10 protein-coding genes and 1 pseudogene are annotated in these 13,459 nt (G+C 56.7%); 7 read left to right on the plus strand and 4 right to left on the minus strand.

The annotated features are described in order from the left end of the window. Positions 1-7 precede the first annotated feature (7 nt). Positions 8-1,663: a diguanylate cyclase gene (locus tag AS89_RS0106855; protein ID WP_158217348.1), complete on the minus strand. Its 1,656-nt coding sequence runs from the start codon at positions 1,661-1,663 to the stop codon at positions 8-10. 1,147 nt (positions 1,664-2,810) lie between these two features. Between AS89_RS0106855 and AS89_RS19085 the strand changes: the two are divergent. Beyond that, positions 2,811-3,203 (plus strand): annotated as a pseudogene (locus AS89_RS19085) (autotransporter outer membrane beta-barrel domain-containing protein); the annotation flags it as partial. On the opposite strand, the gene AS89_RS18935 reads toward AS89_RS19085, so the two are convergent. Continuing rightward, positions 3,182-4,081, minus strand: a complete 900-nt coding sequence (locus AS89_RS18935; RefSeq protein ID WP_237709645.1) for a hypothetical protein — start codon at positions 4,079-4,081, stop codon at positions 3,182-3,184. The pseudogene AS89_RS19085 and the gene AS89_RS18935 sit on opposite strands and share 22 nt — an antisense overlap. Here AS89_RS18935 and AS89_RS18940 point away from each other — a divergent pair. From AS89_RS18940 to AS89_RS0106875, 3 genes are all read left to right on the plus strand, one after another. After that, entirely contained in the window at positions 4,074-5,003 is a 930-nt protein-coding gene (locus AS89_RS18940) for an autotransporter domain-containing protein (protein ID WP_010131740.1), read from the plus strand. The genes AS89_RS18935 and AS89_RS18940 overlap by 8 nt on opposite strands. Positions 5,004-5,130: 127 nt before the next feature. After that, a complete protein-coding gene (locus tag AS89_RS0106870; protein WP_029249856.1) occupies positions 5,131-5,940 on the plus strand; it encodes an MOSC domain-containing protein in 810 nt (269 codons plus the stop codon). Between the two features lie 86 nt (positions 5,941-6,026). Beyond that, positions 6,027-6,575 (plus strand): thioredoxin family protein, encoded by a 549-nt coding sequence (locus tag AS89_RS0106875; RefSeq protein WP_010131742.1) that lies wholly within the window; start codon positions 6,027-6,029, stop codon positions 6,573-6,575. 78 nt (positions 6,576-6,653) lie between these two features. On the opposite strand, the gene AS89_RS0106880 is transcribed toward AS89_RS0106875, so the two are convergent. Then, on the minus strand, positions 6,654-7,361 hold the full coding sequence (locus tag AS89_RS0106880; protein ID WP_029249857.1) for a glutamine amidotransferase-related protein: 708 nt from the start codon (positions 7,359-7,361) through the stop codon (positions 6,654-6,656). A 204-nt stretch (positions 7,362-7,565) separates the two neighbouring features. Here AS89_RS0106880 and AS89_RS0106885 point away from each other — a divergent pair, with 204 nt between their 5' ends. From AS89_RS0106885 to AS89_RS0106895, 3 genes are all read left to right on the plus strand, one after another. Next, positions 7,566-8,309 carry an OmpW/AlkL family protein gene (locus AS89_RS0106885; RefSeq protein WP_010131745.1) on the plus strand — a complete coding sequence of 248 codons (744 nt, stop codon included), beginning with the start codon at positions 7,566-7,568 and terminating at the stop codon, positions 8,307-8,309. Between the two features lie 293 nt (positions 8,310-8,602). Beyond that, positions 8,603-10,204 carry an AbgT family transporter gene (locus AS89_RS0106890; RefSeq protein ID WP_010131747.1) on the plus strand — a complete coding sequence of 534 codons (1,602 nt, stop codon included), beginning with the start codon at positions 8,603-8,605 and terminating at the stop codon, positions 10,202-10,204. A 132-nt stretch (positions 10,205-10,336) separates the two neighbouring features. Further along, on the plus strand, positions 10,337-11,692 hold the full coding sequence (locus AS89_RS0106895; protein ID WP_010131749.1) for an amidohydrolase: 1,356 nt from the start codon (positions 10,337-10,339) through the stop codon (positions 11,690-11,692). Between the two features lie 88 nt (positions 11,693-11,780). Here AS89_RS0106895 and AS89_RS0106900 read toward each other — a convergent pair whose 3' ends face one another. Beyond that, a complete protein-coding gene (locus AS89_RS0106900; RefSeq protein WP_010131750.1) occupies positions 11,781-13,205 on the minus strand; it encodes a DEAD/DEAH box helicase in 1,425 nt (474 codons plus the stop codon). Positions 13,206-13,459 lie beyond the last annotated feature (254 nt).

Consider the following 13,459-nt stretch of genomic DNA (forward strand, 5'->3'; position numbering starts at 1 on the left):
AAGTCAGCTACAGGCCATTGGATAAAAACGTTTCATTGCCCGCGGGCTCGAAAACCACACGGTTGCGCCCCTGCGCTTTTGCCTGGTACAGCGACTTATCGGCGGCCTCAAATAGCTGAACCGCGCTAGCAAAACCTTTGCCCGCAAAATTTGACACCCCGATACTGACACTGAGTGCCGCGTCTTCAAACTCCATCTGTGCCACAGCGATACGCAGGCGCTGGGCAACAGTGCTGGCCGCGTTTGAATCTGTTCGTGGCAGGAGCACCGCAAATTCCTCGCCACCGTAGCGACAGGCAATCACCGGTTTGCGTAGCTGCTTCTTGAGGAGCTGCCCCACTGCGCGCAATGCTTCATCACCTCGCGCATGCCCGAGGCGATCATTGATGGCCTTAAAATGATCAAGATCCAGAACCATCAGAGTCAGGGGTGTTCCGCTACGCTGCGCAAGTAAAAATTCGCGCTGCAGCTGCTCATCAAAATAGCGGCGGTTGTAGAGGCCAGTAAGCTGGTCAACATAGCCATGCCGCTGTATTTCCCCCACGCGCGCGCCGAGTGCAAGCGACAGCAGCACCATTTCGATTAACGCACCTACCTGAAACGCGTTATGGGTAAAACCATTGTGCGGTACCAGCCCAAATGTCTTGAGCATGTAGATGACCACACATACCAGTAGTGCCGACCACCCCACCAGAAAATATCGAGCCGGTACAGAACCGCGTAGCACACTGATCACGCCCATCACCATAAACAGCACGGTCAGCACCAGCGTCAGGATCGCCAGGCTCAAAACCATTGGACCATAGCTGACAAACGGTGAAATCGCGGTCAACGGTACCAGGAGGAACATCAGCCAGCGGGCTACCCGATCGGTATGTGGTGCCAACTGTGCCCCATTACAAATTGTGCGAACAAACTGGGTGCCGAAAATCAGGGTAAGTCCCAGCAAAAACACCAGGCTCTGATTCGCCAACCACGGGTTATCAGGCCACAAGTACTGAAACGACACCCCATTGTGTATCCCGAAATAGATCCCATAGCTGATCGCGTACCCCATGTAGTGGGCATAGGCTTTATCTCGTACGGCGAGAAACAGGAACAGGTTGTAAATCACCAGTACCAGAAAACCGCCGTAATAGATTCCCAGTAAAATTTGCTCCTGCGCCAACTTAGGCAGGAATGCGGTGTTACTGTGCACGTTCAGACCGATATTCATCGATCCAGCTGTCTGGAAACGAAAGTAAAAGGTTTGTGTGGTGTGGGCGGCCAGGGTCACCGGAAAGACAAAATCCCGCAAATCCAATGGGCGTGTTTGGAAGGGGCGGCGATCGCCCGTGGCGACGTGCTGCCAGGCGCCATCCGCACCCGGCTGCCAGAAGTCCAGGTAATCAATGAGGGGATAGTCCTGCCTTATTACCAACTCCAGTGGTTGGGAGGAGGGATTCCTCAGGGTCACCGCTACCCAGTAGGCTGCAGTGCTGAAGCCAAAGTTCGCCTGCTCGCCGTCGGCAAGCACCGACCAGGATGGGCTATCGGATGTGAGAATATCGTCAATCGTCAGGTCGCCGTTTGCGTCCTTCAGCAGGCGGAGGTGAGGGCTAAGGTTTTGTGGCGATAAGCCATCCGCCACCCACAGTGAGGTCGCACAAGCCCCCTGCGACACGCAAAGCAGCACCAAAATCCAAACCCAACCTGCGATGCCCATCGTGCGGCGCCCCCAAAATTCTTATCGCTTTTTTATGACGCGGGATCTTACCACAGCTCTTCCACCTCAATGGCCATGTCAGCGCCTTCGACTAAACTCCGTCAATCCACCTTCCCTATTCCAATAGCGCAATTACCTGGGCTGCTGAATTCGGCATCCGCAGTCGGGCAAGAGAAAAAATAAGTTCACCGGACATTTTGTAGCCATGGATTTTTTAACCAGTCGTTGTTCGGCTCCAAGGACGGCCAGGCATATTGCCGTTTTTATGGCGATATGCCTCGCCTTACTGTTTCCGTTAAGCGGGCATGCCGATTGCGAACCAGATCCACCAAGCTCCGGTGATACCGTCACCTGCAGCGGCGCAACCAGCGATTTCTCCGTCAGGCAGCTGGATCAGCTCATCATCAACATTCTCGCGGGTGCCACTTTCAACGGTCCACTGGAAGCCCGCCAGATCGATAACCTGATTATCGATAATCAGGGCATCCTCAGCAACGTGGAATTCATCAACAATGGACTGGCGGATTTCACCAATCGGGCAACCGTCAATCAGGGCATTGAGGCCAGTGGCACCGGCAACCTGAACATATTCAATAACCCCGACGCCACCATTAATGGCGGGATACGCATTAACGGCAATGTGGAAACCCTGGTCGACAATGGCGGCGTGATTCAGGGGGAGTCGGTGGCCCTCGGCAGTGGCGATGACACGGTCATTAATCGCAGCGGAGCACGCATCAATAGCGTGGTGGAGCAGGGTTCTGGAAACGACAGTTTCTTAATGGAAGGCGGTTTTACCAATACAGTTTCGCAGGAGAGCGGCCGCGATCAAGCTACGGTACTCGACGGTGAGCTTACCAACTTTCAGGCAGGTAGTGGTAATGACACCCTGATTTGGAGTGGCGGTATAATCCGGAACCTGTTTATGCAGGATGGAAGCGATTTCGCGCGTTTGATCGGTCTAACCGACGTAAATTTGATGGCCAACCCAGTCGACGGTGGCCTCGACATGGATCAGCTGGATTGGGAGGGCACCATCGATGATCGACCCGATCGCCTGACAAACTGGGAGCAAATTCGTTTGCTCAATGGTTCCGAGCTCACCATGAATGGTGATTTGACGCTGGGTGACACGGGTACGCTGACCGGCAGTTTGTTTATCGATGGCAGCTCCACGCTTTTCGCCAACCGCGGACGCGTAGATATTCGCCCCCGAGTCATCGGCAATGTTGCGACACTTATCAACTCTGGCTTGATCGACTTTACCGGTAACTCCAGCCCCAATGACGTACTGACGCTAACCGGTAATTACATTGGCGCCGGCGGTAGCATGGCGCTGGATACCTTCCTTGGCACAGATGGTTCCCCGTCGGACTTTCTTAGAACCTTAGGTAATGAGAGTGGACGCACGTCCCTATTTATTAGCAATACGAATGGGCCAGGCGCATTGACTACCGGCGATGGCATTCTGGTTAATCAGGTCATCGATGGTGTCAGTACGGGTTCTACATTCAGTCTCGGTAACCGCGTTGCCGCAGGCCCATACGAATATCTGCTTTTTCGCGGTGGGTTTTCTGCTGGCTCAGAAAACAACTGGTATTTGCGCTCGAGCCTGCCCTCGGGATCGTCTAGCTCTTCTAGCTCCTCAGGCTCTTCCAGCTCGTCAGGGTCATCCAGTTCATCGAGCTCTTCAAGTTCGTCGAGCTCTTCAAGTTCGTCGAGCTCTTCAAGTTCGTCGAGCTCTTCAAGTTCGTCGAGCTCGTCCAGTTCGTCCAGCTCATCGAGCTCATCCAGTTCATCCAGTTCATCCAGTTCATCCAGTTCATCCAGTTCATCCAGTTCATCCAGTTCTTCAAGCTCTTCTAGCTCGTCCAGCTCATCGAGCTCATCCAGCTCATCCAGCTCATCCAGCTCATCCAGCTCATCCAGTTCTTCGAGTTCTTCGAGTTCTTCGAGTTCTTCGAGTTCTTCGAGTTCTTCGAGTTCTTCGAGTTCTTCGAGTTCTTCGAGTTCTTCGAGCTCGTCCAGTTCATCGAGTTCTTCAAGCTCTTCTAGCTCTTCTAGCTCGTCCAGCTCATCGAGCTCATCAAGCTCGTCCAGTTCGTCCAGTTCGTCCAGTTCGTCCAGCTCATCGAGTTCATCCAGCTCGTCCAGTTCATCAAGCTCATCCAGTTCATCGGGCTCCTCCACATCCAGCGGTAGTAGCTCTTCCAGCTCGTCGGGTTCTTCTACGTCTAGCGGCAGCAGTTCTTCCAGTTCCTCGGGTTCTTCAAGCTCCAGTAGCAGTAGCTCTTCGAGCTCAAGTAGCTCCTCATCGGGCAGCAGCTCCAGCGGAGGTAACATCCCCCTGATTCGTCCCGAGGTAGGCGTGGACATCGTGCTCCCCTCGGTAAGCCGTGCCCTGGGGCGGGAATCTCTCGGCACCTTCCACGAGAGAGAAGGTGAACAGGCCTGGTCCAAGCGCAATGATGGACTGAGTGGTGTCTGGGTACGCGCCTTTGGCAACAACATGCAGCAGGCCTTCGGGGGACTGGTGAACCCGGACTTCGACGGCACCCTCTGGGGGCTGCAGGTAGGCCTGCCGCTTTACGGACAGAGTCATGCGAACGGGCAAAAGGATATTTTCGGAATAATGCTGGGCACCGGCGGAGCCCATGGGGATACCCGCGGTTTTGCGCTAGGCGAAGAGAATGTCGCCACCGGTAAGATCGATCTCGATCAATACAATATTGGCGGCTACTGGACGCACCACTGGGCGGGAGGAGCCTATGTCGATAGCATTATTATGTATGCCGGCTTTGACGGTGAAGGCCGTTCAAATCTGAATATCAATACCGATATCGACGGCGATGAGTTACTCGCATCGGTGGAGGCGGGCGTACCCATACCATTGGACGGAACCTGGTACCTCGAACCCCAGGCACAAGTCATTTGGCAGCATCAACGCACCAGGAATACGCGCGATATCTTCTCGTCGATTACCTACGACAATGTGAATGCATTTACCGCACGCGTGGGTGGACGATTTGTTGCAGACATCAAACGCAACAACAGTACCTGGCGGCCCTACTTCAAGCTGAACGTGTGGCATGAAGACAATGGCTCGGATGCGGTCTGGTTCAATACAACACCCATCTTTGTCGAGCGCGGGCAGACGGTATTGGAAACCGGTATTGGACTCACCTCTGACTTTAGTGGCACCACCAGTCTATTCGGTATTATTGATTACACCACCGACATTGACTCCGGGGAGGTAGACGCCTTTGAGGCGCGTATCGGCTTCCACAAGAAGTGGTAAATTGATGAACAGATAAAGTAGCCCGCGCTCGCTGCCTTGACGCATTTGCAGTAAGCGCTTCAGCATTGCTCTCGTTATCGATATCCTTAGCGACTTGCCAGCAAAAAGTACAATGCAGGAGTCGCAGGTGGAAATTTCGGAGCTGTACCATTTCCCGGTAAAATCCCTGCAGGGACATAAAGCCAGCCGGTTGCCGCTGGATAAATTTGGCGCGATGAACGATCGCCGCTGGATGCTGGTGGATGAGCAGAATCAATTTGTGACCCAGCGGCGATTGCGGGCTATGGCGCAATTGAAGGCCACCGCAATCGGGGATGGCCTGCTGCTGGAAAATCCGCAGGGTGAATCGCTGGCGGTCGCGCAACCTGATGTAAATGCCGAATTACGCGATGTTCGCGTCTGGCACGACAGCGTCACCGCCCGCGACGCAGGTGACACGGCGGCGCGGTGGTTGAGCGCACAACTGCACACTCCTGTACGCCTCGTCGCGATGGGCAAAGAGTTCAACCGCCCACTACAATCTCCCCGCAGCGATCGTCAGGTTGGCTTCGCCGATGCTGCGCCGCTTCTGGTCATCAGCCAGGCATCACTGGACGACTTAAATAGTCGCCTGGATAAACCCGTCTCCATGCTGCGCTTTCGTCCAAATCTGGTGATCAGTGATTGTGCGCCTTTTGCGGAAGATGAATGGAGCACACTAACGGTGCACACTGCCGGGGGGCCTATCGAATTCGATTGCACCCAACCCTGCGCCCGCTGCGCCATACCCGGGTTGGACCCGCACACCGGCCGCGCACAAAAAGAGCCCCTGAAAACGCTGGCACAGTACCGGCGGTGGGACGATGGACAAATTTACTTCGGCATGAACCTGGCACCCGCCGCGGCCAATCAGGCAGGCTTCACAATTTGCGTGGGCGACAAAGTAGAAGTGCGCTGAACCAAGCCCAGCCCAGCCCAGCAGAGACGAGCCAGCAGACACGAGAGTAAAACCAACCCTCAATTCAGCAGGATAAGGAACACCTAATGGCACTCACCCCATCCAGTATGATCCCACTCGGCACCCCCATGCCCGCATTCACACTCCCCAATGCCGATGGTACACCGATCGACAGCCGTGCATTTTCTGGCAAGCCATTACTGGTCATGTTCATCTGCAATCACTGCCCCTTCGTGAAGCATATCGCTGATGCACTAGCGACATTCGGCCAGGAGACAATGCCAAAGGGCCTGGGGGTTGTGGCGATCAATAGTAACGACTTTGCCAGTTACCCGGAGGACAGTCCGGCCAAAATGCGCGAAGAGATTGCCTTGCGCGGATATGGGTTTGAATATCTCGTGGATGAGGAGCAGTCCGTGGCAAAAGCGTTTGATGCAACCTGTACGCCGGACTTTTTCCTTTTCGATGCAGAGGGAAAGCTTGTGTACCGCGGACAGTTTGATGACAGTAGCCCGGGTAACGATGCGCCGGTCAACGGCAGAGATTTGCATGCCGCGGTGGACGCGGTGTTAGCGGGCAAGGAACCTGTGCAGGATCAGGTGGCTTCGATTGGCTGCAATATAAAGTGGAAGTAGCCGTGGGTAAGGTGTTCCCGGTGCCGGCACCGGGAACCTTGCCGGATTCACACCAGCGCTAGGCAGCGCTAGGCAGCGCTAGGCAGCGCTTTTCAGGAACGCCAGCATCCAGCGCGCGACTGCGCTCTCGTGAATGTCGTTGTGCAACGACTCCTTGCCTTTCTCGACCATATCTTCGCCGAATACCTCTTTGCGCAATTCCATCAGCCCCTGTGAATAAGGTTTGGTGAACTCCGGATGCGCCTGCATGGTAAGCATGTGCTCACCGACCTGCAGCATCGCATAGGGACAGAAGTCGCTGGAGGCGATCACCTTGGTCTCGGGTGGCAGCGCCACCACCTGGTCCTGGTGACTGACCAGCAGGCTGAATTGCGCCTGCGGCTCTACCATCCACGACGGTGTCTCTTGCACCTCGTAGCTATGCACTCCAACGCCCCAGCCCTTGTCGGATTTGCGCGCCTCGCCACCCAGGGCATGCGCAATAATCTGGTGGCCAAAGCAGATTCCCAGGGTCGGCTTCTCGCGGCGGTGCAACGCGCGCACAAACTCCATCAACGGCGCAATCCACGGCTGGTCGTCGTAGACGCCGGTTTTACTGCCGGTAATCAGGTAGGCATCCACTTCGTCGATATCCGCCGGATACTCACCGTGCTGCACCTCATAGGTAACAAACGTCAGCGACTCGTCCTCGCGTTTCAGCAGCGCCGCGAACATCTCCGGGTACTCCCCGAATTCGGCCACTAGCTGCGGGCGCACATCGTCCGTTTTGAGAACACCAATCTTCATTACTTCACCCATTCTCAGATAACCATCATTTTTGTGATCACATTATTGCCGCAGTACCGCCAGCCCACAAGCCCGCGCCGGAATGTCACCCAATCAAACGCAAGAAAGTTTCGTCAATCGACAGGCAGCTAGACTGAAAGTGTCGTGAAAATGGCAATGCCGGACTGCATTGTCGCACTACTAAGAAGTTTAAGGAGCGATCTTATGAACAGACTCGGTCTGGCCGCTGCATTCCTCGCAGCCACCCTCGCCAGTAGCCAGTGCCTGGCAGACCTGGAGCAGGGCGACTTTATCATCCGTATTGGCTGGGGACTGGTGGATCCAGACGATGAATCCGACCCGCTACTGATCGATAACACCATCGAGCTCACAAATACTCGCGTACTGGTGGACGACGGCGATAGCGCGACCTTCACCGGTACCTGGATGTTCGCAGATCACTTCGGCCTGGGGCTACTGGCGGCACTGCCATTCGAGCACGACCTGGATGTTATCGGCCTGCCCAACCCCGACAACCCCAACGCCCGGCTCGGCAAGGTCGATCTGGGCAGCATCGAGCATCTCCCGCCGACCCTCACCGTGCAGTGGTTCCCCACCTGCAAGGAGTCCTGGGTACAACCCTACTTCGGGCTCGGAGTGAATTTCACGACCTTCTCCGACGAAAATATCTCGACGGTAGCCAATGACTACTTCGCCGATGTACTCGGCGCTGTCAGTCGCGCCAACCTGCGCCTCGATGACTCCTGGGGGCTCGCCGGCGAGATCGGCGTGGATGTGATGTTCGGCCCGGATAGCAACTGGCTGTTCAACGCCGCGGTGTGGTACTTGGATATCGACACCGAGGCGAAGATCAATTTCCGCAGCCGCGGCGACACCGTTACCCGCATCACCACCGATGTGGATATCGATCCCTTTGTTTACTCAATCGGAATCGGCTACAAGTTCTAGACGCACCCCGCGCGAGCGCACCAGCGCTCGCGCACCTCTCTCCTGATCTATCTCCTAGCCTCACTCCCCACATCTCCAGACATGCATAGGATTCAGCGCCACCCCTCTGGCGACAGTTGCGCATCTGTGTCGATAATTGGGCGCAGCAGCGCCCCGACTAGACCGTCGGCAATAGTTGCAGCGACGGAATAAGCATCCGTACTGCCTCTCCCCAAGTCATCGCTGCCATTTTCATGTATGATTGCGCGCCAACTGACTATTTTTTAGCCGGCAGGTGAACCAGAGGAGACATAATGACGACATCCACCTCCCCCAGCGAGATCCAACCCCCAGCCTCCGGCAAAAAAACCGCCTTTACCCGCTTTCTCGATACCGTAGAGTGGCTGGGTAACCTGCTGCCCCACCCCATCACCCTGTTTGCCATGTTTGCCCTTGGGGTGATCGTGCTGAGTGGTATCGCGTCCTTCTTTGGACTGTCGGTGGTGGACCCACGCCCGGAGGGTGCCGCCGGCCGTGCTGCCGACGGTGTTATCCACGTGGTGAACCTGCTGTCCGGTGAGGGGCTCAGGACCATTGTCACCACACTGGTGACCAACTTTACCGGCTTCGCCCCACTGGGCACGGTGCTGGTAGCCCTGCTGGGTGTGGGGATTGCCGAGCATTCCGGCCTGCTCTCCGCGGCCGTGCGCGGCATGGTGCTGAAGGCTTCCAAACGCACCGTGACGGTGATCGTGGTGTTTGCCGGCATCATCTCCAACACCGCATCGGAACTCGGCTACGTGGTGTTAATTCCGCTGGCGGCGATGATCTTCCACTCCCTCGGCCGCCACCCGCTGGCGGGCCTGGCCGCGGCGTTTGCCGGCGTGTCTGGCGGCTACAGTGCCAACCTGCTGCTGGGCACCGTCGACCCACTGCTGTCCGGCATCACCGAATCCGCCGCGCACATGATCGATCCTAATTATGTCGTGGGCCCGGAGGTGAACTGGTACTTCATGATCATCAGTACCTTCCTGATCACAATTGTGGGCAGCTGGGTAACCCTGGCGATCGTGGAACCCAAGCTCGGCAAATACGATAACAGCGAAGCCTCCGTGGACCTGTCCCAGGACAAGATGACCGAGCTCACCGCGGATGAGAAACGCGGGCTCAAATACGCGGGCCTTGCGGTGCTGGGCGTGTGCGGTTTGCTGGCACTCACCATTGTTCCCGAGTGGGGCGTACTGCGTAACCAGGAGACCGGCCTGGTGGCGGGCTCGCCCTTCCTGAAAGGCATCGTGGCACTGATTGTGGTGTTCTTCGCCATCCCCGGCTTCGTCTACGGCAAGACCGTGGGCACCATGAACAACGACCGCGACGTGATTGACGCCATGTCCAAGAGCATGGGCACCATGGGCATGTACATCGTACTGGTGTTCTTCGCAGCGCAGTTTGTGGCCTTCTTCAAGATGACCAACCTGGGCACCATCTTTGCGGTGCTGGGCGCCGAGGCCCTGCAGAGTATTGGCCTGACCGGCCCGATTCTGTTCCTGTTCTTTATCATGATGTGTGGCGTGGTGAATCTGAGCCTTGGCAGCGCCTCCGCGCAGTGGGCCGTCACTGCGCCGATCTTCGTGCCCATGCTGATGCTGCTGGGCTACGCACCAGAAGTCATTCAAGCGGCCTACCGTATCGGCGATTCGGTGACCAACATCATTACCCCGATGATGAGCTATTTCGGCCTGATCGTATCCTTCGCCACCCGCTATAAGAAGGACCTGGGGATGGGTACGCTGATCGCAACCATGATCCCCTACTCCATCTTCTTCTTCGTTGGCTGGACCCTGCTGTTCTTCCTGTGGGTATTTGTTGCCGGCATGCCGGTGGGCCCGGGTGCGGCGACGTACTTCACTATGTAAGTACATGTAAGTAATTATAAATAGCCACTCTGCAGGGCTCTGCCTAGGAACACAGAGTCACAAAGATTGATTCCTGCGGCGGTGCATGGTTTGCTTCTCTGAAGCCATGCACCGCATAACAGGATTGTTCTTGTGAAAAAGCCCCTAACTGCCCGCTCCTTTTGCGCCCTTACCTTTTCTACACTTTCCTTTTTTAGCCTTTCCTTTTCCGCTCTGGCATTTTTCAGCCACGGCGCCCTCGCGCAAAACCAACCCGACAGCCTCGACGCAGCCCTCAAGAAAGCCGAGGACAAGGTGATCGAGTGGCGACGCCATATCCACCAGAACCCGGAACTGGGCAATCGCGAGTTTGAAACCGCCAAGTACATTACTCGGCACCTGCAAGCCCTGGGCATGGAAGTGGAAACCGGCATTGCCCACACCGGAGTGATCGGTTTCCTCAAGGGTGGCCAGACGGGGCCTACGGTGGCGCTGCGCGCGGACATGGACGCACTGCCGGTGACCGAGCAGGTGGATCTTCCCTTCGCCTCAAAGGCAACGACCCAGTACAACGGTGAGGAAGTCGGTGTGATGCACGCCTGTGGGCACGACACCCATGTAGCCATGCTGATGGGCGCCGCCGAGGTTCTCGCCGGGATGCGCGACGAGCTCGCCGGCAACATCCTGTTTATCTTCCAGCCCGCCGAAGAAGGAGCGCCGGAAGGCGAGGAAGGTGGTGCAGAGTTAATGCTCGAGGAGGGCCTGTTTAACAAGTACAAACCCGAGGTCGCGTTCGGCCAGCACGTTACCTCAGGGCTGCCCTCCGGTGTCATCGGCTATCGGTCCGGCCCCTTAATGGCGAGTTCCGACCAATTCAAAATTCATGTGCATGGCCGCCAGACGCATGGCTCACGCCCCTGGGGCGGTGTCGACCCGATTACCGCCGCAGCGCAAATCGTCATGGGCACCCAGACGCTGGTCAGTCGCCAGATTGATATCACCAAGGAGCCCGCCGTAGTTTCCTTCGGCATTATCGACGGTGGCGTGCGCAACAATATTATTCCCGACAGCGTGTATATGAATGGCACCATCCGCAATTTCGATATGGATAACCGCCAGGAAATTTTCAAACGCCTGAAAGTCACCGCGGAAAAAATTGCCGAAGCCAGTGGCGCAGAAGCCAAGGTGGAAATTCTCGAGGGCTACCCGGTAACCGTGAATAATCCCGCGCTTACCGCAGAGGCCATTCCCGCACTGCAAGCCGCCGCGGGCGACGATAAGGTCAAGGTAATTCCTAAAATTACCGGCGCCGAGGATTTCTCCTTCTTCGCCAATGAAATTCCAGGGTTCTACTATTTCCTGGGGGTAACACCCGCGGGTACCGACCCATCCACTGCTGCCAGTAATCATTCACCGCGGTTTTACGTGGATGAAAGTGCGCTCAAAGTGGGTACCAGGGCAATCACCCAACTGACCATTGATTACCTGGACAAACGGCAAAACCAGTAATCGTGCACAATAAAAAAGGCGATCTTACGATCGCCTTTTTTATTTACAGGGCCTGATATTTACAGAGCCCTAGCAGAAGTCCCAGCGCTTACGCCGACTCGGTGCGGCGCTGCGGACGACGCCGACGCTGCCCCGGCTTGGCGCCGTTGCCGTTACCGTTGCGCTCGTTGCCGCCGCGGCCTTCCGCCCGGTTGCCATGGTCGCGGTTGCCAGAAGTGCGGCGATTTCCGGAAAGCTTGTTGCCTCCGGAGTTGTTGCCCCCAGACTTGTTGCCTGCAGGTTTATTCCCGCCGGTTTTGCCAGTGCCCGGTTTGCCGCGGCCACCGCCACGGCGCACCTGTGCACCTTTCCCCGCCTTGCCGCCGGATTCCGGCACTGCGTGATCCGGCTCAAAGCCCTCGATCTCTTCGCGCTCAATTGGCTTCTGGATCAGTCGTTCGATATCCCGCAACTGCTTGATTTCATCGGCAGAGACCAAAGATACCGCATGCCCAGAGGCACCCGCACGGCCGGTGCGGCCGATGCGATGCACGTAGTCTTCCGGCACATTCGGCAAGTCGAAGTTCACCACTTGCGGCAGCTGGTCAATGTCGATACCGCGCGCGGCAATATCTGTGGCTACCAGGATCTGTACCTTGCCATTCTTGAATTCTGCCAGCGCCTTGGTACGCGCATTCTGACTCTTGTTGCCGTGAATCGCCGCCGCAGGGATGCGGTGCTGCTCCAGCTGCTTGGCCAGTCGGTTGGCGCCGTGCTTGGTGCGGCTGAATACCAGCGCCTGATGCCAGCCATTTTCCTTGATCAGGTGGCACAGCAAAGAGGCCTTGCGAGACTTATCCACCGGGTGCAATTTTTGCTGCACGGTTTTGGTGGTGCTGTTGCGCGGCGCCACGTCGATCTCCACCGGGTCGTTTACCAGGCCCTTGGCCAGGCTGCGAATTTCCGGTGAGAAAGTTGCAGAGAACAGCAAGTTCTGACGCTTCTCCGGCAGCACCCGCAGAATTTTTTTGATGTCGTGAATAAAGCCCATATCGAGCATGCGATCGGCTTCGTCCAGCACCAGCGTCTCCAGCCGATCAAACTTGATCGCGCGCTGGTTGTACAGGTCGAGCAGGCGGCCCGGGGTAGCCACCAAGATGTCCGCGCCACCACGCAAGCGCATCATTTGCGGATTGATTTTTACCCCACCAAACACAACGGAGTGCCGCATGGGCAAGTGTTCACTGTAGCTTTGCACATTGTCGAACACCTGCGCCGCAAGCTCGCGCGTTGGGGTCAGCACCAGCGCACGTACCTGGTTGTTGCGCGCACGCGGGCCGGCACTCAGCCGGTGCAGCAGGGGCAGGGTAAAGCCGGCGGTTTTACCGGTACCGGTCTGTGCCGCCGCCATGACGTCGCCACCGCGCATCACCACCGGAATGGCTTGCTGCTGGATAGGGGTAGGTTGGGTATAGCCCTGCTCTGCCACGGCGCGGGCAATTTCCGGCGCGAGGCCGAGATCTTCAAACAACATAATGTATCTTCTTGCAGGCGACCGCAGTGAGAGACCGGGTCAACCAGAGGTGAATTCGTGAAACCCGTGCCGAAACCACAATAACTTGCGGTGTTCCACGGTCGGTTTCGAGTTGCCGCCTTAGGCGTAGGCCGAAATTCCGATTCGGCTGGGTGCGGCATTCAGTAGGAAGAGTTCAGACACACTGATGAGTACAGTGTTCTAGAAATGAGCCGGGTAATGATCCGGCCTACAGATGACGCATCTGGCACATT

Source organism: Microbulbifer agarilyticus S89 (assembly GCF_000220505.1).
In the GTDB taxonomy this organism is placed as follows: domain Bacteria; phylum Pseudomonadota; class Gammaproteobacteria; order Pseudomonadales; family Cellvibrionaceae; genus Microbulbifer; species Microbulbifer agarilyticus_B.

Bases quoted from the DNA above. Each gene is read 5' to 3' on its own strand.
- AS89_RS18935 (WP_237709645.1), bottom strand. From the start codon at position 4,081: ATGTCCACGCCTACCTCGGGACGAATCAGGGGGATGTTACCTCCGCTG.
- AS89_RS0106880 (WP_029249857.1), bottom strand. From the start codon at position 7,361: ATGAAGATTGGTGTTCTCAAAACGGACGATGTGCGCCCGCAGCTAGTG.
- AS89_RS0106875 (WP_010131742.1), top strand. From the start codon at position 6,027: ATGGCACTCACCCCATCCAGTATGATCCCACTCGGCACCCCCATGCCC.
- AS89_RS0106900 (WP_010131750.1), bottom strand. From the start codon at position 13,205: ATGTTGTTTGAAGATCTCGGCCTCGCGCCGGAAATTGCCCGCGCCGTG.
- AS89_RS0106890 (WP_010131747.1), top strand. From the start codon at position 8,603: ATGACGACATCCACCTCCCCCAGCGAGATCCAACCCCCAGCCTCCGGC.
- AS89_RS0106885 (WP_010131745.1), top strand. From the start codon at position 7,566: ATGAACAGACTCGGTCTGGCCGCTGCATTCCTCGCAGCCACCCTCGCC.